The sequence below is a fragment of the Pseudonocardia sp. DxW genome (assembly GCF_058448985.1).
Map to the genome: position 1 here is coordinate 217,397 of NZ_JBZFLK010000011.1, position 24,002 is coordinate 241,398.

General features: G+C 75.3%; 21 protein-coding genes. 15 read left to right on the forward strand and 6 right to left on the reverse strand.

Going from position 1 to position 24,002, the window contains the following annotated elements:
* Positions 1-2 precede the first annotated feature (2 nt).
* Positions 3-1,580 carry a carboxyl transferase domain-containing protein gene (locus ACVJO7_RS19065; protein ID WP_491674024.1) on the reverse strand — a complete coding sequence of 526 codons (1,578 nt, stop codon included), beginning with the start codon at positions 1,578-1,580 and terminating at the stop codon, positions 3-5.
* A 127-nt stretch (positions 1,581-1,707) separates the two neighbouring features.
* Here ACVJO7_RS19065 and ACVJO7_RS19070 point away from each other — a divergent pair, with 127 nt between their 5' ends.
* Entirely contained in the window at positions 1,708-2,397 is a 690-nt protein-coding gene (locus ACVJO7_RS19070; protein WP_491673998.1) for a response regulator transcription factor, read from the forward strand.
* A gap of 19 nt (positions 2,398-2,416) precedes the next feature.
* Here ACVJO7_RS19070 and ACVJO7_RS19075 read toward each other — a convergent pair whose 3' ends face one another.
* Positions 2,417-4,501: a sensor histidine kinase gene (locus tag ACVJO7_RS19075; protein ID WP_491674025.1), complete on the reverse strand. Its 2,085-nt coding sequence runs from the start codon at positions 4,499-4,501 to the stop codon at positions 2,417-2,419.
* A gap of 107 nt (positions 4,502-4,608) precedes the next feature.
* Between ACVJO7_RS19075 and ACVJO7_RS19080 the strand changes: the two genes are divergently transcribed.
* The 4 genes from ACVJO7_RS19080 to ACVJO7_RS19095 all read left to right on the forward strand — a co-directional run bounded on the left by ACVJO7_RS19080 (position 4,609) and on the right by ACVJO7_RS19095 (position 9,107).
* Complete coding sequence (locus ACVJO7_RS19080; protein ID WP_344021458.1) at positions 4,609-5,199, forward strand: SACE_7040 family transcriptional regulator; 591 nt, start codon at positions 4,609-4,611, stop codon at positions 5,197-5,199.
* A 136-nt stretch (positions 5,200-5,335) separates the two neighbouring features.
* Positions 5,336-7,138, forward strand: a complete 1,803-nt coding sequence (locus ACVJO7_RS19085; protein WP_344021460.1) for an FAD-dependent oxidoreductase — start codon at positions 5,336-5,338, stop codon at positions 7,136-7,138.
* Entirely contained in the window at positions 7,135-8,196 is a 1,062-nt protein-coding gene (locus tag ACVJO7_RS19090) for a maleylacetate reductase (protein ID WP_491673999.1), read from the forward strand. The genes ACVJO7_RS19085 and ACVJO7_RS19090 overlap by 4 nt, the downstream gene beginning before the upstream one ends.
* Positions 8,193-9,107 (forward strand): dioxygenase family protein, encoded by a 915-nt coding sequence (locus tag ACVJO7_RS19095; RefSeq protein WP_491674000.1) that lies wholly within the window; start codon positions 8,193-8,195, stop codon positions 9,105-9,107. The genes ACVJO7_RS19090 and ACVJO7_RS19095 overlap by 4 nt, the downstream gene beginning before the upstream one ends.
* A 25-nt stretch (positions 9,108-9,132) precedes the next feature.
* On the opposite strand, the gene ACVJO7_RS19100 is transcribed toward ACVJO7_RS19095, so the two are convergent.
* Complete coding sequence (locus ACVJO7_RS19100) at positions 9,133-10,101, reverse strand: AraC family transcriptional regulator (RefSeq protein ID WP_491674001.1); 969 nt, start codon at positions 10,099-10,101, stop codon at positions 9,133-9,135.
* 37 nt (positions 10,102-10,138) lie between these two features.
* Entirely contained in the window at positions 10,139-12,115 is a 1,977-nt protein-coding gene (locus ACVJO7_RS19105; protein ID WP_491674002.1) for a heavy metal translocating P-type ATPase, read from the reverse strand.
* A gap of 101 nt (positions 12,116-12,216) precedes the next feature.
* On the opposite strand from ACVJO7_RS19105, the gene ACVJO7_RS19110 reads away from it, so the two are divergent.
* Both ACVJO7_RS19110 and ACVJO7_RS19115 read left to right on the forward strand, forming a co-directional pair.
* The gene (locus ACVJO7_RS19110) at positions 12,217-12,534 is read left to right on the forward strand and encodes an ArsR/SmtB family transcription factor (protein WP_491674003.1); all 318 of its coding nucleotides are present in this window, start codon (positions 12,217-12,219) and stop codon (positions 12,532-12,534) included.
* 84 nt (positions 12,535-12,618) lie between these two features.
* The gene (locus ACVJO7_RS19115; protein WP_358486403.1) at positions 12,619-13,458 is read left to right on the forward strand and encodes an alpha/beta fold hydrolase; all 840 of its coding nucleotides are present in this window, start codon (positions 12,619-12,621) and stop codon (positions 13,456-13,458) included.
* Positions 13,459-13,521: 63 nt separating this feature from the next.
* Here ACVJO7_RS19115 and ACVJO7_RS19120 read toward each other — a convergent pair whose 3' ends face one another.
* Entirely contained in the window at positions 13,522-15,180 is a 1,659-nt protein-coding gene (locus ACVJO7_RS19120) for a putative PEP-binding protein (protein WP_491674004.1), read from the reverse strand.
* Positions 15,181-15,279: 99 nt separating this feature from the next.
* Between ACVJO7_RS19120 and ACVJO7_RS19125 the strand changes: the two genes are divergently transcribed.
* The 8 genes from ACVJO7_RS19125 (at position 15,280) to ACVJO7_RS19160 (ending at position 23,186) form a co-directional block, all read left to right on the forward strand.
* On the forward strand, positions 15,280-16,041 hold the full coding sequence (locus ACVJO7_RS19125) for a DeoR/GlpR family DNA-binding transcription regulator (RefSeq protein ID WP_491674005.1): 762 nt from the start codon (positions 15,280-15,282) through the stop codon (positions 16,039-16,041).
* A 14-nt stretch (positions 16,042-16,055) separates the two neighbouring features.
* Complete coding sequence (pfkB, locus tag ACVJO7_RS19130) at positions 16,056-17,003, forward strand: 1-phosphofructokinase (protein ID WP_344021771.1); 948 nt, start codon at positions 16,056-16,058, stop codon at positions 17,001-17,003.
* Positions 17,000-17,449: a PTS sugar transporter subunit IIA gene (locus ACVJO7_RS19135; protein ID WP_491674006.1), complete on the forward strand. Its 450-nt coding sequence runs from the start codon at positions 17,000-17,002 to the stop codon at positions 17,447-17,449. The genes pfkB and ACVJO7_RS19135 overlap by 4 nt, the downstream gene beginning before the upstream one ends.
* A complete protein-coding gene (locus ACVJO7_RS19140) occupies positions 17,446-18,951 on the forward strand; it encodes a PTS fructose transporter subunit IIC (protein WP_491674007.1) in 1,506 nt (501 codons plus the stop codon). Before ACVJO7_RS19135 ends, ACVJO7_RS19140 begins: the two co-directional genes overlap by 4 nt.
* Positions 18,952-18,981: 30 nt before the next feature.
* Positions 18,982-19,266: an HPr family phosphocarrier protein gene (locus ACVJO7_RS19145; protein WP_344021482.1), complete on the forward strand. Its 285-nt coding sequence runs from the start codon at positions 18,982-18,984 to the stop codon at positions 19,264-19,266.
* Between the two features lie 156 nt (positions 19,267-19,422).
* Positions 19,423-22,203: a phosphoenolpyruvate carboxylase gene (gene ppc, locus ACVJO7_RS19150; protein WP_491674008.1), complete on the forward strand. Its 2,781-nt coding sequence runs from the start codon at positions 19,423-19,425 to the stop codon at positions 22,201-22,203.
* 16 nt (positions 22,204-22,219) lie between these two features.
* The gene (locus ACVJO7_RS19155) at positions 22,220-22,429 is read left to right on the forward strand and encodes a hypothetical protein (protein ID WP_344021486.1); all 210 of its coding nucleotides are present in this window, start codon (positions 22,220-22,222) and stop codon (positions 22,427-22,429) included.
* Between the two features lie 37 nt (positions 22,430-22,466).
* A complete protein-coding gene (locus ACVJO7_RS19160; RefSeq protein WP_491674009.1) occupies positions 22,467-23,186 on the forward strand; it encodes an rRNA methyltransferase in 720 nt (239 codons plus the stop codon).
* A gap of 7 nt (positions 23,187-23,193) precedes the next feature.
* Here the strand turns inward: ACVJO7_RS19160 and ACVJO7_RS19165 are convergent, their stop codons facing one another.
* Entirely contained in the window at positions 23,194-23,895 is a 702-nt protein-coding gene (locus ACVJO7_RS19165) for a GntR family transcriptional regulator (RefSeq protein ID WP_491674010.1), read from the reverse strand.
* Positions 23,896-24,002: the final 107 nt, after the last annotated feature.

Genomic DNA, 24,002 nt, shown 5'->3' on the forward strand with positions numbered 1-24,002 from the left:
CCTCACATCCGGAAGACGCCGAAGGCCGGATCGGCCAGCGGCGCGTTGGCGGCGACGGACAGGGACAGCCCGAGCACGGTGCGGGTGTCGGCGGGGTCGATCACGCCGTCGTCCCAGATCCGGGCGGTGGAGTAGTAGGGGTGCCCCTGGGTCTCGTACTGGGCCCGGATCGCGTCCGGGTCGGCGTTGCCGACGGTCGTGAGCACCGTCGCGGCCTGCTCGCCGCCCATCACCGAGATCCGGGCGTTCGGCCACATGAACAGGAAGCGCGGCGAGTACGCGCGGCCGCACATCGCGTAGTTCCCGGCGCCGAACGAGCCGCCGATGACGACGGTCAGCTTGGGCACCCGGGTGGAGGCCACCGCGGTGACCATCTTCGCGCCGTTGCGCGCGATGCCGCCGGCCTCGTAGTCGCGGCCGACCATGAACCCGGAGATGTTCTGCAGGAACACCAGCGGGATGCCGCGCTGGTCGCACAGCTCGACGAAGTGGGCGCCCTTCACCGCGGACTCGGAGAACAGGATCCCGTTGTTCGCGACGATCCCGACCGGGTGGCCGTGGATCCGGGCGAAGCCGGTGACCAGCGTCGTGCCGTACTCGGCCTTGAACTCGTGGAACCGGGAGCCGTCGACGACCCGGGCGATGACCTCGCGCACGTCGTAGGGGGTCCGGGAGTCGGTCGGGACGGCGCCGTAGAGCCCGGCCGGGTCGACGGCGGGCGGCTCGGTGGGCGCGACGTCCCACGGCCGCGGCGCGCGCGGGCCGAGCGTCCCGACGATCGCGCGGACCCGCGCCAGCGCGTCCGCGTCGTCGTCGGCGAGATGGTCGGTGACCCCGGAGATCCGCGAGTGCAGCTCGCCGCCGCCCAGCTCCTCGGCGGTGACGACCTCGCCGGTCGCGGCCTTCACCAGCGGCGGGCCGCCGAGGAAGATCGTGCCCTGGTTCCGGACGATCACCGCCTCGTCGCTCATCGCCGGGACGTAGGCCCCGCCCGCGGTGCACGAGCCGAGCACGGCGGCGATCTGCGGGATGCCCTGGCCGGACATCTGGGCCTGGTTGTAGAAGATCCGCCCGAAGTGCTCGCGGTCCGGGAACACCTGGTCCTGCTCGGGCAGGTAGGCGCCGCCGGAGTCGACCAGGTAGATGCAGGGCAGCCGGTTGTACAGCGCCACCTCCTGGGCTCGGAGGTGCTTCTTGACGGTCATCGGGTAGTAGGTGCCGCCCTTGACCGTGGCGTCGTTGGCGACGATCACGCACTCCCGGCCGGCCACCCGGCCGACGCCGGTGATCATCCCGGCGCCGGGGGCCTGGCCGTCGTACATGCCGTGCGCGGCCATCGGGGACAGCTCGAGGAACGGCGACGACGGGTCGACCAGCGAGTCCACCCGGTCGCGCGGCAGCAGCTTGCCGCGCTCGACGTGCCGGGCCCGCGACCGCTCCGGCCCGCCGAGCCGGGCGGTCGCCAGCGACGCGTTGAGATCGGCCACCAGGTCGCGGTGCGCCGCGGCGTTCGCGGCGTACTGCTCGCCGGCCGGATCGACCGCGCTCCCCAGCCTCGGTGCCAGTTCCGGGACGACCATGCTCACCTCGCGCTCGAAGTTAACGAACACTAACAGGTTAGCGGTCGTTAACACCGGGCGTCCAGTCCCGGGTGCCCGGGCCGGTCTGCTCAGGCCGGTCACAGTCTCGGTCACTACGGTGGGACCCGTGCGCCTGCTACTGGTCGAGGACGAGAAGCCGCTCGCCGAGCTCGTCCGGCGCGGTCTGGCCGCCGAGGGGCACGAGGTGGAGCTCGCGCACGACGGCGACACCGGCCTGCGGTACGCGCTGTCCGGCCGGCACGACGTGATCGTGCTGGACATCATGCTCCCCGGCCTGTCCGGGTACCGGATCCTGCAGCACCTGCGCGACCGCGGCGTGTGGACGCCGGTGCTGATGCTCACCGCGAAGGACGGCGAGTACGACGAGGCCGACGCGTTCGATCTCGGCGCCGACGACTACCTGACCAAGCCGTTCTCGTTCGTCGTGCTGCTGGCCCGGCTGCGCGCGCTGCTGCGCCGCGCCGGGGAGGTCGCGCCGAGCGTGCTGCGGGTCGGTGACCTGTCGCTGGATCCCGGCACCCACCGGGTGCACCGGGGCGACGTCGAGATCTCGCTGACCCCGCGCGAGTTCGGCGTGCTGGAGCACCTGATGGCACACACCGGGCAGGTGGTCACGAAGACCGACATCCTGCGCTCGGTGTGGGACGCGCACTACGACGGCGAGGTCAACGTCGTCGAGGTCTACGTCGGGTACCTGCGCCGCAAGATCGACACCCCGTTCGGGACGCACAGCATCGAGACGCTGCGCGGGGTCGGCTACCGGATGTCCGAGCCGAGCCCGGCGCCGCCGCGCTGAGCCCGCGCCCGGCTGCGGCTCAGCGGGTGCGGTCGCCGGCCCGGCGGGGCGGGTCGCCCGGCTCGGCGGCCGGGCCGCCCCGGTACACCGGGATCGGCCGGGTGGCGTTCTCGTCGTAGGGGCTGGCGACGGTGTCCGGGCGGATCGGGACCTGGGTCGGCACGTGCACCGCGGGGGTGCCGTGGGCGCCGTTCACCGGCGGTGGGCCCGGACGGACCCCGTTCCCCGGGCGGCGCTGCGGGCCCGGGTGCGTCCCGTTCACCGCAGGCTGCGGGCCGGTCCGTGCCCCACCGGCCGCAGGCCACGGCCCGGACGGCCGGGCGGGCTCGTCCCACCACCCGGCCGGGGCCGGGACGCCGCGCGGCGGCGTCGGGGCGGGCCCGGGCCGCGGTCCCGGATCGGTGATCGCCGGATGCGATCCCGCGGGCACCGGCTCGGCACCGGGCCGCCCCGCGCGGGCGGGCTCGGCGGGCTCGGCCGGGCCGGCGGGGCCCTCGGCGGATCCGCCGGGATCGGCAGCGCCCTCGGCACCCTCGGCAGCGCGCTCGGCATCCTCGGCAGGGCCCTCGGCATCCTCGGCAGGGCCCTCGGCACCCTCGGCGGGATCGGCGGCCGCGGCGTCGGCGACGGCCGGGACCGTCACCCGGAACCGGGCGCCGCCCAGCTCCGGCGAGTCCAGCGCGGCGACGGTGCCGCCGTGCGCGGCGACCAGCTCGGACACGATCGACAGCCCGAGCCCGGAGCCGCCGTCACCGCGCGAGCGGGCCTCGTCCAGCCGCACGAACCGCTCGAACACCCGGCTGCGGTCGGCCTCGGGGACCCCGTTGCCGTCGTCGTCGACGTCGATCACCGCGACCCCGTCGGCGGCCCGCACCGACACTGCCACCGTCGACGCCGCGTGCCGCTTGGCGTTGTCCACCAGGTTCCGGACGATCCGCACCAGCTGGCCGCGGTCGCCGACCACCCGCACCGGCTCGGTCGTCACCCGCACCGCGACGGCGGCGTCGGCGGACGGCCGGACCCGCTCGGCCTCGGCGATCTCGTCCAGGTCGACCTCCTCGCGGCGGGGCGCGATGCCGCGCTCGTCGGCGCGGGCCAGGAACAGCAGGCCCTCGACCAGCCCGGTCAGCCGGGCCGTCTCGCCGCGCAGGGTGTCGACGGTGCCCCGGTCCGCGGAGTCCGCCGGCATCCCGGTGCCGAGCAGCTCCAGCCCGGTCGACACGGTGGCCAGCGGGCTGCGCAGCTCGTGGCTGGCGTCCGCGACGAACCGCCGCTGGGTGGTCTGCGAGGACTCGATCCGGCCGAGCATCTGGTTCATCGTGCGGGCCAGGCGGCCGACCTCGTCCCGGGCCACCGGCTCGGGCACCCGCTGGGAGAGGTCCTTGTCGCCCATCCCGGCCACCCGGGTGCGCATCTGCTCGACCGGGCGCAGCGCCCGGCCGGCGAACAGGTAGGTGAAGTAGCCGGTGACCAGCACCAGGATCGGCACACCGCCGAGGACCAGCCAGCCGACGGTCTCCACCGCCTGGTGCACCGGCCCGAGCTCCTGGGCGGCGTAGACGGTGATCGGCCTGCCCTGGGCGCGGGCGCCGATCCCGACGACCATCATCTCCTGGACCTCGACCTGGTCCCCGCCGGCGGTGTCCGGCCCGACCCGGACCTCGATCGGGACGTCGGTCTCGTAGCGCTTCTCGTCCGGCGCCAGCAGCCAGTCGACGATCTTGGGCTGGCCGTCCAGCGGGTCCGAGGAGCCGATGACCTGGACGTCCTCCTGGTCACCGTTGGACCCGACCATCCAGTCGGGGGCGTTGGTCTCGTCGCTGTAGGCGGTGACCACCTGGACGATGTCGGTGCGCTTGCCGGTCGCGTCGATCGCGTTGCGCTTCGCGTCGCCGGTGGCGGAGAAGTTCGCCTCGATCCGGTTCGCGAGCTGATCGGCGTTCGCCTCCAGCGCGCTGCGGGTGTTGCTCTTCAGCGTCTGGTCCAGCAGCAGGACCAGCGACAATCCCGCGACGACGAGCACCACCGCGACCGCCGCCGCGGCGGCCAGCGCGGACGCCGCGCGCACGCCCGTGCGCTCGCGCAGCCGGCCGAGTGTGCCCATCACACCGACGAGGGTATCGGCGACCACCTGTGCGCCGACTGAGACGAGGCGCGCACCACCCGGCCACATGGGTGAACGAACGTTAACCGGAGCGCTACGATCGGACGATGGCCGCCCCGGACACCACCCCGACGCGGCGCGAGCAGATCCTCGCGGAGGCCGCGCGGCTGTTCGCCCGGCACGGCTTCCACGGGGTGAGCATCGCCGACCTGGGCGCGGCCGTCGGCGTCAGCGGACCGGCCCTCTACCGGCACTTCCCCGGCAAGGAGGCGCTGCTCGCCGAGATGCTCATCGGCATCAGCGAGCGGCTGCTCGACGGCGGGCGGGCCCGGGTGCACCACGACGACCCGCGGGACTCGCTGGAGGACCTGGTCGACTTCCACATCGGCTTCACCACCCGCGAGCCGGAGCTGATCGTGGTGCAGGACCGGGACCTGGCGAACCTGCCGGAGGACCCGCGGCGGACCGTGCGCCGGCTGCAGCGCACCTACGTCGAGCTCTGGGTGGACACCCTGCGCCGGGTGCACCCCGGCGTCCCGCCGGCCGACGCGCGCACCGTCGCGCACGGCGTGTTCGGGCTGCTCAACTCCACCCCGTACGCACCGCAGGCGGTCCAGGGCCCGGCCCGCGGGACCGACGCCCGGGTCGCGGTGCTGCGCCGGATGGCACTGGCCTGCCTGGACGCGGCCCCCGGCTGAGCGCCCGCGCGGGCCGGTCCGAATCCGCCATCGGTGCGCGTTTCCGCCCAGTCCGCCACCGCCCGCACCGCGCACCGGGCCGGCCCGGTGACACTGGCCGCGGGCCGGCGTCCGGCCGGTCCGGGAAGGTGGAGCGATGCCCGAGTTCGACGACGGCCGGCCGGCGACGGAGCCGCCGACCGGCGCCACCGTGGAGACCGACGTGCTGGTGGTGGGATCGGGGCCGGCCGGTGCGGCCGCCGCGCTGTTCCTCGCCACCCTCGGCGTCCGCACCATCATGATCACCAAGTACCGCTGGACCGCGAACACCCCGCGGGCGCACATCACCAACCAGCGGACGATGGAGATCTTCCGGGACATGGGCGTCGAGCAGCAGGTGCTCGCCGACGCCACCCCGCACGAGCTGATCGGCGACACCGTGTTCTGCACCTCGCTGGCCGGCGAGGAGATCGGCCGGATCCGGACCTGGGGCACCGGCGCCGACCGGTCGGGCGACTACCGGCGCGCCTCGCCGTGCCTGACCGTCGACATCCCGCAGACCTACCTGGAGCCGGTCCTGGTGCGCAACGCCACCGAGCGCGGCGCCCAGACCCGGTTCTCCACCGAGTACCTCTCGCACGTCCAGGACGCCGACGGCGTCGACGTCGAGGTGCTCGACCGGCTGACCGGGCACCGCTACCGGATCCGCGCCCGCTACCTGATCGGCGCCGACGGCGCCCGCTCCCGGGTCGCCGCCGACATCGGCCTGCCGTTCGAGGGCGCGATGGACATCGCCGGATCGATGAACATCACCTTCCGGGCCGACATCGCCGAGCTGTGCGCGCACCGGCCGTCGGTCCTGTACTGGGTGATCCAGCCGGGCTCGGACGTCGGCGGCATCGGCGCCGGGCTGGTGCGGATGATCCGGCCCTGGGACGAGTGGCTGGTCGTGTGGGGCTACGACATCGCGGGCGAGCCGCCGCAGGTCGACGACGCCACCGCCGCCGGGATCGTCCGCAACCTGCTGGGCCTGCCCGAGCTCGACGTCGAGATCACCGGCAGCTCGCTGTGGGGCAACAACGAGATGTACGCGACCCGGCTGCACACCGGCCGGGTGTTCTGCGTCGGCGACGCCGTGCACCGGCACCCGCCGAGCAACGGCCTCGGCTCCAACACCTCCGTCCAGGACTCCTACAACCTCGCCTGGAAGATCGCCGCCGTGCTGCGCGGCCAGGCCGGCCCCGGGCTGCTGGACACCTACTCCGCCGAGCGGGCGCCGGTCGCGGAACGGATCGTCACCCGGGCCAACCGCTCCAGCCGCGAGTTCGCCGACCTGTTCGTCGCGCTCGGCGTCACCGAGGCCCGCAGCGAGCAGGAGATGATCGAGCGGATCGAGGAGCGCAGGCGCAACACCCCGGCGGGCGCGGCCACCCGGGCCGCCCTGGTGCGGGCGATGGAGCTGAAGAACTACGAGTTCAACGCGCACGGCGTCGAGCTCGGCCAGTTCTACCGCTCGGCGGCGATCGTGCCGGACGGCTCGGAGCCGGAGGAACCCGACGGCGACCCGGACCTGTACCACCGGCCGTCCACCGTGCCCGGATCGCACCTGCCGCACGCCTGGGTGGGCGACAGCACGCGCACCCGGGCGATGCTCGACATCGCGCCCTACGACCGGTTCACCCTGGTCACCGGCATCGCGGGCGAGGCGTGGGAGGCCGTCGCGGCCGGTCTCGCCGAGGAGCTGGCGATCCCGCTGGACACCGTCGTGATCGGCCCCGGCCGGGCGGTCACCGATCTCTACTTCGACTGGGCCCGGCTGCGCGGGACCGGGGAGAGCGGCGCGCTGCTGGTCCGCCCGGACAAGCACGTCGCCTGGCGGGTCGCCGAGCTGCCCGACGATCCCGGGGCCGCGCTGCGGTCCGCGCTGACCGCCGTCCTGGACCGGCGGGACCGGTCGTGACCGGCGCCTTCGCGCACCGCACCCGGGCGCAGTCGGTGCGCTTCGCACCGGGCGACGCGGCCGCCGCGCTGGCCGAGGAGGTCGCCGCGACCGGCGCGCAGCGGGTGCTGGTGATCGCCGGGGCCACCGAGCGCGCGCTCGCCGGGCGGCTCACCGCGGGCCTGCCGGTGGCCGGGCTGCACGACGAGGTCGTCATGCACGTCCCGGTCGACGTCGCCGACCGGGCCAGGGCGGTCGCCGCGCGGCTGCGGGCGGACCTGCTGGTGAGCGTCGGCGGCGGGTCCACCACCGGGCTGGCGAAGGCGGTCGCGCTGACCGGCGGGATGCCGATCGTCGCCGTGCCGACCACCTACGCCGGTTCCGAGGCGACCGACGTCTGGGGGCTCACCGAGGGCGCGGTCAAGACGACCGGCGTCGATCCGCGGGTGCTCCCGGTCGCGGTCGTCTACGACGCCGAGCTGACCCGCACGCTGCCCACCGCGGCCGCCGTCGCCTCCGGCCTCAACGCGCTCGCGCACTGCGTGGACTCGATGTGGGCCCCGCACTGCGACCCGATCGACCGGGTGCTCGCCGCCGAGGGCGCCCGCGCGCTCGCCGGTGGGCTGCCCGCCGTCGCCGGTGCGCCGCAGGACCGGGCCGGGCACGAGCAGGTGCTCTACGGCGCGTACCTGGCCGCGGTCGCCTTCGCCTCCGCCGGGTCCGGGCTGCACCACAAGATCTGCCACGTGCTCGGCGGCCGCTACGACCTCCCGCACGCCCCCACGCACGCGGTCGTGCTCCCGCACGTGCTGGCACTCAACGCGCCCGCCGCCCCGGACGCCGGGCGGCGGCTGGCCGGCGCGCTCGGCCACGGCTCGGCGCTCGCCGGGCTGCTCGAACTGACCGCCCGGCTGGGCGCCCCGCGCTCGCTGGGCGAGCTCGGGTTCCGGGCCGCGGACGTGCCCGACGCCGCCCGGGCGATCCTGCCCGCCGTCCCGCCGGACAATCCGGCGACCGTCACCGTCGCCGTGCTCGAGCGGCTGCTCGCCGCGGCGCAGGAAGGAGCGCAACCACGATGAGGATCGACCCGGCCCGGCCCGGCGTGGTGGGCGACCGGCAGCGGGCGATCGAGCAGGAGCTCGTCGACCGGGTCGTCGCCTCCTTCGCCGACGCCCCCGACGACCGGCTCCGCGAGGTGCTGACCGCGCTGACCCGGCACCTGCACGCGTTCCTGCGCGAGGTGCGGCCCTCGGAACCGGAGTGGCAGGCCGCGATCGGCTTCCTGACCGCGGCCGGGCACATCACCACCGACCGGCGCCAGGAGTTCATCCTGCTCTCCGACGTGCTCGGCGCGTCGATGCAGACGATCGCGATCAACAACGAGGCGGTCGGCGACGCGACCGAGGCGACCGTGTTCGGGCCGTTCTTCGTCGAGGACGCGCCCCGGATCGAGCTCGGCGGTGACATCGCGGGCGGCGCCCCGGGCCGTCCCTGCTGGGTGGAGGGCACGGTCACCGACACCGCCGGGAACCCGGTCGCGGGCGCCCGGATCGAGGTCTGGGAGGCCGACGAGGACGGCTTCTACGACGTCCAGTACGACGACGGCCGGACCGCCGGGCGCGCCCACCTGTTCACCGGCGACGACGGCGGCTACCGGTTCTGGGGGATCACCCCGGTGCCGTACCCGATCCCGCACGACGGTCCGGTCGGCGCGCTGCTCGACGCGAGTGGCCGCTCGCCGATGCGCGCGGCGCACCTGCACTTCATGGTCACCGCGCCCGGGCTGCGCACCCTGGTGACGCACATCTTCGTGCGCGGCGACGAGCTGCTGGACTCGGACGCGGTGTTCGGGGTGAAGGAGTCGCTGGTGCAGGACTTCGTCGAGCAGCGGCCGGGCACGCCGGCCCCGGACGGGCGGGATCTCGGCGACCGCAGCTGGACCAGGGTGCGGTTCGACATCGTGCTGGCGCCCGCCCCGGGGGACGGCTGACCGCCGGGCCCGCGGCGCGCCCGGCTCAGCCGGAGCGGACGGTGCGCGCGGCGGCGGCCCGGCGGCGCACCTGGGAGGGGCGCTCGCCGAACCGGGCGGTGAACTCGCGCGCGAAGTGCGCGGTGCCGCGGAACCCGCACCGGCCGGCGATCTCGGCGACCGTCAGGGCGGTGCCCGCGGGGCCGCGCAGCAGCCGGTGCGCCGCCTCCAGCCGGTGGTCGAGCACGAACCGCGGGAAGCTCGTCCCGGCCGCGGCGAACACCCGGGACAGGTGCCGCACGCTGATCCCGGCCGCGGCGGCGACCTGCGGCGCGGACAGGCCCGGATCGGCCAGGTGCCGCTCGACGTAGGACTGCGCGACGGCCCGGTGGGTGGCCGCGGCCGCGCCGCGGCCGGTGGGCCCGAGCGCCGCGACCAGATCGAGCACGGTGGCCTCGTCGACCGGCCGCGGATCGTCGGTGCGCACCGCGGCGCCGATCCGCCGGGCCAGCACCTCGGCGACCGGATCGGCGCCCGGGGCGAAGTCGCGCAGGACCGGCTCGCGCGGCGCGTCGATCCCGCTGGTCTCCCGGAACAGCCCGCGCGGGATCCGGACGACGAGCTCCTCCAGGCCGCGCGAGAAGCCGCGCAGGAACGGCCGGTCGGCGTCGCACATCAGCAGCTGGCCCGGTCGGACCGTCCGGACGCCGTCGTCGTGGTAGAAGAACGCCTCGCCGGCCAGGCTGAAGAACAGCCCGACCGAGTCGGTCGGCCTGCGCCGGATCAGCTCCTGGTCACGCTCGACGACGTGCGCCGAGCCGCGCACCCTGGCCAGGTGCAGCCTGCCCAGCCGGCCGTTGATCTCGGAGGCGTCCAGCGCCCGGCCGGTGATGGTGCGGCAGCGCAGGCCGATGAGCGCGTCGGCGTTGTGGTCCTCCCACAGGGCCAGGCGGCGGTGCTCCGGCAGGCCGGCCGTGGAGAACTCGGCCGGCGCCCAAGGTGTGACCTCGGACATGCCGGGAGTGTAGCCGGGAGGCGGCCGTCCGTGACGATCACGAGCGTCCCGCGGCGACCGGCTCGCGGTGCGGTGCCGCCGCCGGGGGTGCACCGTCCCGCCGGTCCGCCCGGCGGGTGCCGATCAGCAGCCGCAGCCCGTTCAGGCAGACCAGCAGGGTGGACAGCTCGTGCCCGGCGACGCCGACCACCAGCGGCAGCGTGCCGATCAGGTCCCAGGCCACCAGGACGACGATCACCGACGCGGCGAACGCCAGGTTCGCCCGGGCGATCCGGCGGGCCCGCCGGGCGAGCTCGACCAGGGGGGCGAGCGATCCGAGCGGGTCCCGGGTGAGGACGCCGTCGGCCGCCTCCAGCGAGAGCGCCCCGGCACCCAGCGCCTCGTCCCCGGAACCGGAACCGGAGCGGGCCGGGCCGCCGACGACCAGCCCGACGTCGGCGCCGGCCAGCAGCGGGGCGTCGTTGATCCCGTCGCCGACCGCCAGCACCCGGCGGCCGGCCGCCTGCCGCTCCCGCAGCACGGCCACCTTGTCCGCCGGGAGCAGCCCGGCCCGCAGCCGGGTCAGGCCGAGCCGCCCGGCGAGCACCCGGGCCGGGGCGGGCGCGTCGCCGGTCAGCACCTCGGGCTCGCCGACGGTCCGGCGCAGCGCGTCCAGTGCCTCCCCGGCGCCGGGTCGCGGCTCGTCGGACAGTCCGAGCACGCCGGCCGGTTCGCCGTCGGCGAGCACGACGACCGCGGTCCGGCCGTCCCGCTGCAGCTCGCCGACCAGGTCGTCGAGCACCGGATGCGGCCGGCCCGCGAGCTCGGGCCGCCCGACGGCGACCTCGGTCCCGCCGACCGTGGCGCGCACGCCCTCGCCGGGGACGGCGGCGAAATCCGACGCCTCGGGCAGGTCGAGGCCGCGGTCCAGGGCGTGCCGGCGCACGGCGCGGCCGAGCACGTGCTCGCTGCCCGCCTCGGCGGCCGCGGCCAGCGCCAGCACCCCGTCCGCGGTGCGCCCGCCGAGCGGGGTCACCCCCACCACCCGCGGGCGGCCGGAGGTGAGGGTGCCGGTCTTGTCCAGCACCACCGCGTCCACCTCGGCGAGCGCCTCCAGCACCGTGACGTCCTTGACCAGCGTCCCGCGGCGACCGGCGACCGCGATCGCGGCGAGCAGCGGCGGCATCGTGGCGAGCACGATCGCGCACGGCGAGGCGACGATCATGAACACGATCGCCCGCAGCAGCGTCTCGGAGAACCCGGCGCCGAGCAGCAGCGGCACCGTCAGCAGCAGCACCGTCGCCGCGACGACGAGCACCGAGTAGCGCTGCTCCACCCGCTCGATGAACAGTTGCCGGTCGGCCTTGGTCTCGGCCGCCCGCTCGACCTGTGCGGCGACCCCGGCGACGACGGTGTCCGCGGCGTCGCGCAGCACCCGGACCCGCAGCACGCCGGTCCCGTTGACGGTCCCGGCGAGCACGTCGTCGCCGGGGGTGGTGCGGACCGGCACCGGCTCACCGGTCAGGCCGGCGGCGTCCACCTCGGACACGCCGTCGAGCACCCGGCCGTCGCCCGGGATCCGCTCGCCGGGCCGGACGACGACGGTCGCCCCGGCGACCAGCTCGGCCGCCGGGACCTGCCGTTCGGTGCCGTCCCGATCGACCAGGGTGGCCGTCTCCGGCGCGAGATCGAGCAGCGCCGCGATCCCGGCCCGGGTGCGGGCGGTCATCACCGACTCCAGGGCGCCGGAGGTCGCGAAGATGACGATCAGCAGGCCGCCGTCGAACCAGTGCCCGATCGACGCCGCCGCGACCGCCGCGACGACCATCAGCAGGTCCACGTCGAGCCGCCGCTCCGCCAGCGCCCGGATGCCCTCGACCGCGGGCCCCCAGCCGCCGAGCGTGTAACAGGCGAGGTAGGCCGCGGTCACCAGCTGACCGGGGGCGCCGCCGAGATCGAGCCCGACGGCGAGCAGGAAGGCGACGAGTGCGGCCCCGGCCCAGCGGACCTCCGGGAGCGTGAGCGCGGTTCGCATGACTGGCACCATACCTGCGCATTCACGAAGATACGCAGGCAGCTGAAAAAGTAGCTGCATCGCCGGACCATCCGCGCAGTTCCGCAGGTATCCTCGGCCCCGTGCACGAGTCGATCCCGGGCTTCGCGATGCTGGCCGACGGCGAGGTCCGCCGGGCGGCGGACTCGTTGCGGATGCTCGCCGACCCGACCCGGATCAAGATCCTCTGGGCGCTGCTGCAGGGCGAGTCGTCGGTCGCCTGCCTGGCCGACCTGGTCGGCGCCGCGCCGACGGCGGTGAGCCAGCACCTGGCCAAGCTGCGATTGGCCGGACTGGTGGAGAACCGGCGCGAGGGGACCTACGTCTACTACACGGTCGAGGACCCGACCGTGCGCGCGGTGCTGGAACATGTCCTGCACCACCAACCCGCCGGGAGCTGAGCCCGGGCGGGAATGCCACGGCGCGCAGCCGGGTAGTACTCCCACGTAATCAGTTGTGCGCAATCGATCAACGGAGGAGTCACCATGCCCCAGCTCAGCATCGGTACCGAGAACGGCAGCCCGGTCGAGCTGCACTACACCGACCAGGGCTCCGGCGCCCCGGTCGTCCTGATCCACGGCTGGCCGCTGTCCGGCCGGTCCTGGGAGAAGCAGGTCCCGGCGCTGGTCGAGGCGGGCCATCGGGTCGTCACCTACGACCGGCGCGGGTTCGGCGAGTCCTCCCAGCCGTGGGACGGCTACGACTACGACACCTTCGCCGACGACCTGCACGCGCTGCTGGTGCACCTCGACCTGCGCGACGCCACGCTCGTCGGATTCTCGATGGGTGGCGGCGAGGTCGTCCGCTACGTCTCCCGGCACGGCACCGACCGGGTCGCGAAGGCCGTGCTGGCCGGCGCCGTACCGCCCTACCTGTACAAGTCGGACGACAACCCGGACGGCGGGCTCGACGACGCCACCATCGAGCAGTTCCAGGCCGGCGTGACCGGCGACCGGATCGCCTTCCTGGACGGGTTCACCACGAACTTCTTCAGCGCAGGCGGCGAGCTGCTGGTCAGCGAGCCGAACCGGCTCTACCACCGGTCCATCGCCGAGTTCGCCTCGCCGAAGGGCACCCTGGACTGCATCACCGCGTTCGGCCGCACCGACCTCCGCGGCGACGTGGCCGCGGTGTCCGAGGCCGGCATCCCGACCCTGGTCATCCACGGCGACTCGGACGCGATCGTCCCGTTCGAGGTGTCCGGCAAGCGGGCCCACGAGTCGATCGAGGGCTCCCAGCTGGTGCTGGTCGAGGGCGGCCCGCACGGGTTCAACGCCACGCACGCCGACGAGTTCAACGCCGCGCTGCTGAAGTTCCTGGCCTGATCCGCGCACCGTGGGGGCGGGGCCACCGGGGCCACCGGTGGCACCGCCCCCACGGGCCGGCGCTCAGCCCAGCGCGGCCACCGCGCGCCGCGCCGCGGCCGGATCGGCCGCCGCGCACGCCGCGCGGGCCCGGTCCGCGCACTGGGCCGCGGTCAGCCCGCCCAGCCGGGCACCCACCGCGGCGAGCGCGGCGGGCCCGGCCGACAGGCTCGCCACCCCCAGGCCGACCAGCACCGGGGCCAGCTCCGGATCGGCCGCGGCCTCGCCGCAGACGCCGACCGGGGTGCCGGTGCGCGCCGACGCCTCGCCGAGCTGCCCGAGCAGGCGCAGCAGGGCGGGCTGCCAGGGATCGTTCAGCGCGGCGACCGGGCCGGACTGGCGGTCCGCCGCGAACAGGTACTGGGCCAGGTCGTTGGTGCCCACCGACACGAAGTCGACCTCGGCCATGATCTCGTCGGCGGTCAGCACCGCCGCCGGGACCTCGATCATCACCCCGGCCGAGCCGATGCCGTGCTCCCGGCAGCGCTGCACGAACCAGCGCGCCTCCTCCGCGGTGGCGACCATCGGCGCCATCACCTTCAGCTCGGCGCCGGTCTCCGCGGCCGCCGCGGCCAGCGCCGTCAGCTGGCGGTCGAGCACCCCCGCACCGACGCCCGGCACCCGGGCGATCCGCAGCCCGCGCACCCCCAGCGCCGGGTTCGGCTCGCCGGCCAGGGACAGGAACGGCAGCGGCTTGTCCGCGCCGGCGTCCAGCGTCCTGGCGGTGACCGGCCTCCCGGCGAACGCGGCCAGCACCGCGGTGTAGACCTCGCGCTGCCGCGCCGCCGACGGCTCCTCGGTCGCGGAGAGGAACGCCAGCTCGGTCCGGAACAGGCCGACGCCCTCGGCGCCGGCCGCCGCCGCGGCGGCCGCGCCCGGCCCGTCCCCGACGTTGGCCAGCAGCGGCACCGCCCGTCCGTCGGCGGTGCGCCCGGTGCCGTCCCAGCCGGCGACGACCGGCGCCGCCGCCGCGAACGCCGCCGCCTCGTCGAGCGTGCCGACCTCGCGGACCTCGCCGGTGCCGCCGTCCACGGTGATCGCGGCGCCGTCGGCCAGCCCCGGCGCGCCCGCGCACCCGACCACGGCCGGGATGCCCAGCGCCCTGGCCAGGATCGCGGTGTGGCTGGTCGGGCCGCCCTGCTCGGTGACCAGGGCGAGCGCGACGCCCGGCCGCAGGCCCGCGGTGTCGGCCGGGGCGAGGTCGGTGGCGACCAGCACGGCGGGTGCGTCCAGGTCGGCGACGCCCGGCGCGGGGAGCCCGAGCAGCTCGGCGACGATCCGGTCCCGCACGTCGCGGATGTCGGTGGCGCGCTCGGCCAGGTACCCGCCCATCGAGGCGAGCATCTCGGCGAACCCGTTCGCCGCCTCCCACACCGCGCGCGCGGCCGGCCGGCCGCCGCCGGTGACCAGCTCCTGCGCGTTCTCCAGCAGGGCCGGATCGCCGACCATCGTCACGGTCGCCTCCAGCACCTCCCGCGCATCGCCGGAGACAGTCGCGGCGCGCGCGGTCAGCCGCTGCGACACCACCTCGACGGCGGGCCCGATCCGGGCCGCCTCGGCGGCCGGGTCCGCGGGCGCGGGCCCGGCGGCCGGCTCGCCCGGCGGCTCGGCGACGCGCACGACGCGACCGCCGGCGCGCCCCGGGCTCGCGGGGATTCCGTTCAGCGTGCTCAGTACCGGCATGGAGGGCTCCCGTGGGTGACGTCGACGTGACCCGTTGACAAACACAGTAAAACCCACATACTCAGACACAAGCAAGCATCGAATCGGGAGCGAACAAAGATGTACGCAGCGGAGCGTCAGCAGTGGCTGCTCGACCGGACCCGGGACCGGGGCCGGATCGACGTGGCCGCCACCGCCGAGGAGCTCGATGTCACCCCCGAGACGATCCGCCGCGACCTGGGCGCCCTCGAGCGCCAGGGGCTGGTCCGCCGGGTGCACGGCGGCGCGATCCCGGCCGACCTGCTGAGCTTCGAGCCCGGGGTCACCCAGCGCGACACCCAGGCCGGCGCCGAGAAGGAACGGATCGCCAAGGCCGCGCTCGCCGAGCTGGGCGCCGCCGCCACCGTGCTGCTCGACGCGGGCACCACCACCGCCCGGCTGGCCGGCATGCTCCCGCGCGACCGGGACGTCACCGTCGTCACCAACTCGCTGCCGATCGCGTCCACCCTGGCCGGTCGGCCGAACGTGACGCTGCGGCTGCTCGGCGGCCGGGTCCGCGGCACCACGCTGGCCACCGTCGACGACTGGGCCACCGGCGCGCTCGCCGGGCTCACCGTCGACGTCGCCTTCCTCGGCACCAACGGCTTCTCCACCGGGCGCGGCCTCACCACCCCGGATCCGGACGAGGGCGCCACCAAGCGGGCGATGATCCGCGCCGCCCGCCGCAGCGTCGTCCTGGCCGACGCGAGCAAGTTCGGCGCCGACCAGTTCGTGCGGTTCGGCACCCTCGCCGAGATCGACACGCTGATCACCGACACCGGTCTCGACCCGGCCGACGCCGCCGCCGTCGAGGCCGCCGGACCGAAGGTCGTGCGCGCGTGAGACCCCTGACCCCGCTGTTCGTCACCGTCACCCCGAACCCGAGCCTGGACCGCACCGTCGAGCTGGGACACCTGCACCGGGGCGGGGTGCACCGGGCCACCGCGGTCCGGGTCGATCCGGGCGGCAAGGGCGTGAACGTCGCCAGGGCGCTGGCCGCCGCCGGGCACCGCGCCGTCGCGCTGCTGCCGACCGGGATGGCCCCCGGCGAGCGGCTGGCCGCGCTGCTGGAACCGACCGACGTCACCACGGTGACCGTGCCGATCGCCGGGGCCACCCGGGTGAACATCACCCTGGCCGAGCCGGACGGCGTCACCACCAAGATCAACGAGCCGGGTCCGGTGCTGAGCCCGGACGAGGCCGAGGCGCTGGCCGCGCGGGCCCGGGCCCTGTGCGCCGAGGCCGGCTGGCTGGTCGGCTGCGGCTCGCTGCCCGGCGGCGTCGCCGACGACTTCCTGGCCCGGCTGGTCCGGCGCTGCCGCCGGCCCGGCCTGCGGATCGCGATCGACACCTCCGGCGCCCCGCTGCAGCACGCGGTGGCCGCCGCACCCGATCTCGTGAAACCCAACCACGCCGAGCTGGCCGAGCTCGTCGGGCGCCCGCTGGGCAGCCTCGGCGACGTGCTCGTGGCCGCCCGCGAGCTGCGCGCCCGCGGGATCGGCGCGGTCCTGGTCAGCCTGGGCGCCGGTGGCGCCCTGCTGGTCGACCGGTCCGGCGAGTACCACGCCCGGACCCCTCCGATCACCGTGCGCAGCACGGTCGGCGCCGGCGACTCCACCCTGGCCGGGTTCCTGGCCGCGGGCGGGGAGGGACCGGACGCCCTGCGGCACGCCGTCGCGCACGGCGCGGCCGCCTGCCGGCTGCCCGGCTCCGCCGCGCCCGGCCCGTCCGACATCCGCATCGACGACGTCGAACTGGCACCCACGCCGGACGTCACCCTCGCCCTCACCGGAGATGCCGCATGAGCACACTGATCACCGCCGATCTGGTCGACCTCGACGTGCCGTCCACCGACCGCACGACCACCGTCGCCGCGCTGGCACAGCGGCTGCGGGACGCCGGCCGGGTGACCGACCTGGACACCTTCCTCGCCGACATCGAGGCCCGCGAGGCGCAGATGCCGACCGGCCTGGAGGGCGGGATCGGCATCCCGCACTGCCGGTCGGCCGCCGTCACCGAGCCCAGCCTGGCTTTCGGCCGCAGCGCGGGCGGCGTCGACTTCGGCGCCGAGGACGGCCCGGCCACCCTGATCTTCATGATCGCCGCCCCGGAGGGCGGGAGCACCGACCACATGACCGTGCTGGCGGCGCTCGCCCGCCGGCTGGTCCGCGCGTCCTTCAAGAACGAACTGCTCGGCGCCACCGACCCGGCGGCCGTCGCGTCCTTCATCCAGCAGGAGGTGGGAGCATGAGGCTCCTCGCCGTCACCGCGTGCCCGACCGGCATCGCGCACACCTACATGGCCGCCGAGGCCCTCGAGGTCGCCGCCGAGGAGGCCGGCCACGAGATGGTCGTGGAGACCCAGGGCTCCGCGGGCTCCACCCCGTTCACCGCGGAGCAGATCGCCGGGGCCGACGCGATCATCCTGGCCGCCGACGTCGAGGTCCGCGACAAGGACCGCTTCGCGCACCTGCCGACCGTCACCAGCCCGGTGAAGAAGGCCATCGGCGGCGCCCCGGCGCTGATCGAGCAGGCGGTGGCCGCGGCCGCCGCGCGGCCCGCGGGCGGATCCGCCCCGGTCACGGCGGCCGGGGCGGAGATGGACGTCAAGCAGTTCGGCACCGGTTTCGGCGCCCGGCTGCGCGGCTGGCTGATGACCGGCGTCTCCTACGTCATCCCGTTCGTCGCCGCGGGCGGGCTGCTGATCGCGCTGGGCTTCGCGCTCGGCGGGTACCAGATCACCGAGGCCCCGGACATCGTCTCGATCGGCGACGACAACGTCTCCACGCTGAGCTTCGATCCGGGCTCGCTCACCTCGTGGGCCGCGCTGTCGTTCCAGATCGGCGCGCTCGCGTTCGGCTTCCTGGTCCCGGTGCTCGCCGGGTTCATCGCCTACGCGATGGCCGACCGGCCCGCGCTGGTGCCCGGCTTCGTCGGCGGCATGATCGCCGTGCAGACCGGGGCCGGCTTCCTCGGCGGCCTGGTCGCCGGCCTGCTCGCCGGTGCGGTGATCATGGGCCTGAAGCGCTGGCAGCCGCCGCGCGCGCTGGCCGGGATCATGCCGGTGCTGGTGCTCCCGCTGATCGGCACGGCCGTCGTCGGCACGGTGATGTTCCTGGTCGTCGGCCAGCCGCTGGCTGCGGCCACCACCGGCCTGACCAACTGGCTCAACGGCCTGTCCGGCACCAATGCGCTGCTGCTCGGCGCGCTGCTCGGCCTGATGATGGCCTTCGACATGGGCGGGCCGGTCAACAAGGCCGCCTACGCCTTCGCCGTCGCCGGCCTGTCCACCGGCTCGGACACGGCGCTGATGATCATGGCCGCGGTGATGGCCGCCGGGATGGTCCCGCCGCTCGCGCTGGCGCTCGCCACGGTCGTCCGCAAGGGCCTGTTCAGCAAGGCCGAGCAGGAGAACGGCCGGGCCGCGTGGCTGCTCGGCGCCTCCTTCATCACCGAGGGCGCGATCCCGTTCGCCGCGGCCGATCCGCTGCGGGTGATCCCGTCGATCATGGTGGGCTCCGCGGTCGCCGGGTCGCTGTCGATGGCCTTCGGCTCGACGCTGCGGGCCCCGCACGGCGGCGTGTTCGTGGTGCCGCTGATCGGCAACCCGTTCGCCTACCTGCTGGCGATCGTCGCGGGCACCCTGGTCTCCGCCGCACTGGTGATCGGCCTGAAGTCCGCCCGCCGCACCCCGTCCGCCGGGACCGCCGCCACCGCGACCGCGTCGCCCGCGGCCGCACCGGTCGCCGGCTGAACCGTCACGACCACGAGAGAGGCAACCGACATGGCCGAGCGCCGCGTGAAGGTCGGATCGTCCGTGGGGCTGCACGCCCGCCCCGCCAACCTGTTCTGCTCCGCCGCGAAGCAGCAGCCCGCGAAGGTCACCATCGGCACCGCCGACGGCGAGCGCGGCCCGGTGGACGCCGCGTCCATCCTGTCCGTGATGGGCCTGGGCGTGCGGTCCGGTGAGGAGGTCGTGCTCACCTCCTCCGACGACGCCGACGGCGAGACCGCCGTCGCCGCGCTGGCCGAGCTGCTGGCCCGGGACCTGGACGCCACCCCGGCCTGAGACCGGCCGGAGTGTTTCCCGGCGGTTAAGACCCGGGTGTCGGGATGGCAGGCCCGTCCGGGGCGGGGGGACGATGCCGGTGATCCTCCGGCACCCGCCGGCCCCGGCCGCCACTCGGCCAGCACCCGCGGCACCCCGCGGAGAACGGAGCACCCCGTGACCCGGACCGTGCCCGACACCGACGACGACACCGTGGGCACCGGGCCCGCACCCGACTCGCTGGCCGCCCACTCCGGCGTGGTCAGCGAGTCGGAGCACCGCGCGTTGCGGGCCGACATCCGGCGGCTGTCCACGATGCTCGGCCGGACCCTGTCCGACGAGGCGGGCCCCGAGGTCCTGGAGCTCGTCGAGAAGGTGCGGCACGGCGCCCGCGGCGCCACCGGCCCGGACACCGTCGCCGCCCTGCTCGACGGCATCGACACCGGCACCGCGGTGCTGCTCGCCCGGGCGTTCTCCCAGTACTTCCAGCTCGCCAACGTGGCCGAGCAGCTGCACCGCTCGCGCGAGCTGCGCGAGCTGCGCCCGCCGGACCAGCGGCCGCTGCGCACCGTGCTGCGCAGGCTCGCCGCCGAGGCCGACCCGGACGAGGTCGCCGACGTGCTGGCCCGCGCCGAGCTGCGCCCGGTGTTCACCGCGCACCCCACCGAGTCCACCCGGCAGTCGGTGCTCGGGATCCTGCGGCGGGTGGTGGACGCGCTGGACCGCGGCGCCGGCGACCACGAGCTCGCCGCGCTGGTCGACCTGCTGTGGCAGACCGACGACATCCGGCCCGGCAAGCCGATGGTGATCGACGAGGCGCGCAACATCGCCTGGTTCGCCGCCCGGCTCGGCGAGCGCACCGTGCCCGACCTGCTCGACGAGTTCTCGCACGAGGCCGCCGACGCCGGCCTGGAGATCCCCGCCGACGCCCGCCCGCTGGTGCTGGGCTCCTGGGTCGGCGGCGACCGGGACGGCAACCCGAACGTCACCCCGGCCGTCACCCGGGAGGTGCTGGAGCTCAACGCCGACCGGGCCCTGCGCATCCACGCCGAGCAGGTCGAGCAGCTCATCCAGGAGCTGTCGGTGTCCACCCGGGTGATGGGGGTCGCCGAGGAGCTGCGCGGCTCGCTGGCCCGCGACCGGCGCGCCCTGCCCGCCGTGCACGACCGGTTCATCCGGCTCAACGCGCACGAGCCGTACCGGCTCAAGCTCTCCTACGTCGCGGCCCGGCTGGAGAACACCCGCCGCCGGATCGCCACCCGGGCCGAGCACCGGCCGGGCATCGACTACCTCGGCTCGGCCGGCTACCTGGAGGACCTGCTCGTCGTCGACCGGTCGCTGCGCGGCCACCACGGCGCCCGGATCGCCGACGGCACCCTGGCCAGGGCGATCCGCTCGGCCCGGGCACTCGGCCTGCACCTGGTGGAGCTCGACGTCCGCGAGCACGCGCAGCGCCACCACGACGCGCTCGGCGCGATCTTCGACGAGCTCGGCGAGCTGGCGAAGCCCTACGCCGAGCTGACCCGCGACGAGCGCCGCGAGCTGCTCTCCCGCGAGCTGCGCAGCAAGCGCCCGCTGTTCCGCAGGCACTACGGCGTCCCGGAGGCCGCCGCCGGGGTGCTCGACCTGTTCGACACGGTGCACGCCCTGCAGCACGAGTTCGGCGACGACGTGGTGCGCACCTACATCGTGTCGATGGCCCAGGACGTCGACGACCTGCTCGCCGTCGCCGTCCTCGCCCGCGAGGCCTACATGGTCGAGGTCGGCGACGATCCGCGGTCGTCGCTGGACCTGGTGCCGCTGTTCGAGACCGTCGAGGAGCTGTCGAAGGCCGGCGAGCTGCTGGAGGGGCTGCTCGCCGATCCCGGCTACCGCCAGCAGGTCCGCAACCGCGGTGACCTGCAGGAGATCATGCTGGGCTACTCCGACTCCAACAAGGGAGCCGGGATCACCGCGTCCCAGTGGCAGATCCACCGGGCCCAGCGCCAGCTGCGCGACGTCGCCGCCGAGCACGGCGTGCGGCTGCGGCTGTTCCACGGCCGCGGCGGTTCGGTCGGCCGCGGCGGCGGCCCGGCCGGGGAGGCGATCGCCTCGGCGCCGTTCGGGTCGGTGGACGCCACGATGAAGCTCACCGAGCAGGGCGAGGTCATCTCCGACAAGTACTCGCTGCCCAGCCTCGCGCACGACAACCTGGAGATCCTGCTCGCCGCCATGCTGGACGCCTCGCTGCTGCACCAGGCGTCCCGCTGGCCCGCCGACACGCTGGCCCGCTGGGACGAGGTGATGGACTGCGTCTCCACCGCGGCCACCGAGACCTACCGCAGGCTGGTCGGCGACGAGGGGCTGCCCGAGTTCTTCACCTCGGCCACCCCGGTCGAGGAGCTGGGCAGGCTCAACGTCGGGTCCCGGCCGGCGAAGCGCCCGGGGAAGGGCGCCCCCACGCTGGACGACCTGCGCGCCATCCCGTGGGTGTTCGGCTGGACGCAGACCCGGATGGTCGTCCCCGGCTGGTTCGGCCTGGGCAGCGGGCTGCGCGCCGCCCGGGAGGCCGGGTACGCCGAGGACCTGGCCGGGATGCGCGAGTGGGCGTTCTTCCGGAACCTGATCGGCAACGTCGAGATGACGCTGGCCAAGACCGACCTGCGGATCGCCTCGAACTACGTCTCCACCCTGGTCGACCCGGCCCGGCAGGGACTGTTCGGGCAGATCCGCGACGAGCACGAGCTGACCCGCCGGGAGCTGCTCGCAGTGACCGGCGAGTCGCAGCTGCTGGCCCGGCATCCGGTACTGCGGAACACCCTGTCGGTACGCAACGCCTACCTCGAACCCCTGCACCACCTGCAGGTCGAGCTGCTGGCGCAGCGCCGCGCGGCGGGCGACGAGCCGGACCCGGACCTGGAGCGGGCGCTGCTGCTCACCGTGAACGGGATCGCAGCAGGCATGAAGAACACCGGATGACGGGTAGGAACAGGATGTGCGTGACCACGAGGACATCCAGAACACGCCCGGCCCGGCCCGGCCGGCGACCCGGCAGGTCGTCGCCTGGACGCTGATCCTGGCGCTGCTGCTCGCCGCGCCGCTCAGCTACCTGGCCGGCTCTGCCGGTGGCGGCCGGATGCTGGCCGTGCTGCTGGTGGTGGTGACCCTGGTCGGCGGGCTGGTGCTGCTGCTGCGCCGGCGGTGACGGCGGCGCGCGCCGGCCGCGTGGGCACACTGGGCGGGTGCAGTACAGGCATGCAGGTCCCGCCGACCACGGCGCGCTGGACGCGGTGCTGGTCTCCGCTCCCGGGCGGCCGACCCTGCCGGTCCGGCTGACCGTCGAGCTGTTCGGCCGGGCCCGGTCGCACCTGGCCCGGCCGGACCGGGTCACCGTGTGGGACCCGTGCTGCGGGGCGGGCGTCACGCTCACCGTGCTCGGCCTGCTCGCGGGCGGGATCACCGCGCTCACCGGCACCGACGCCGATCCGGCGCCGCTGGAGCTGGCCCGGCGCAACCTGGGGCTGCTCTCGGCGGGGGGCCTGGACGCCCGGGCCGCGGAGCTGGACGCGCTCGCCGCCCGGCACGGCAAGCCGGCCTACGCCGGGGCGGCCGCGCATGCGCGGGCACTGGTCCTGATCGGGCGGCCCGCCTGGTCGGTCGGGGTGGCGGACGCGCTGGACCGGGAGCGGACCCGGGCGGCGCTGCGCGACCGGGCGCCGGACGTGGTGCTGGCGGACCTGCCCCACGGCAGGCAGACCTCCTGGGCCCCGGCGGACGACGGCGCCCCGACCGGCCCCGGCGCGTTCCTGACCGCGGTGGGATCGGTGCTCGATCCGGGCGCGGTCGTGGTCGCCGTGGATCGGGGCCGCACGGTGCCGGTGCCCCCGGGGGTCCGCCCGCTGGAGCGACTGCGGGTCGGGCACCGCGCGGCGGTGCTGCTGCGCGCCGGGCAGCTGCACTGATCGAGGCTCACAGCAGGGCGTAGGCCGCCAGCAGCTGGTCCCGCGCGGTCACCAGGTAGCGGGCCAGCTCGTCGGCGGCCTGCTCGGTCCGGCCCGCGGTCAGCAGCGCGGCGATCTCGCCGTTGCGGGCCAGGTACGGCTCGTGGAACTCGCGCACCTGCGGCATCCGCTGGAAGACCAGCCGCATCTCGGCCAGCAGCCGTCCCATCTCACGTTCCAGCCGGGGACTGCCGCCGAGTGCGACGACGTCGCGGTGGAAGTGCTGGTTCGCGTCGGCGACCCCGGTCCAGTCCCCGGCCTCGGCGGCCGCCCGCCCACGGTCGTAGGCGTCCCGGACGGCCGAGAGCGCCACCGGGTCGGTGGCGAGCATGCCGTACCGGACCGCGCCCGGCTCGATCACCAGGCGGGCCGAGTAGACGTCGCGGATGTCGTCGATCCCCGGCTGGGCGACGAACACGCCGCGGTTCGGGATCCGGACCAGCACCCGCTCGGCGAGCAGCTGGGACAGCGCCTCCCGGATGGTGTTGCGGGAGACCTGGAGCGCCTCGGAGAGCGCCTGCTCCGGGAGCCGGGCGCCGACCCGCAACCGCGCCTCGGCGACCTCGATCCGGATCTGGTCGGCGACCCGCTCGGACGCGGGCACCACGACCGTGCGGGAGGCCGACAGCGAGGCCAGCGCGTCCTGCACGGAGGTGTTCACGTCACTCACGAAACCAGATCCTAACGAGGAATACCCCACCTAGGATTGCAGGATCGTAGGACAATCCGCCACACTCTTCCGACCTGCAGCGCTGGACGACCGCTACCCCGGGAGGC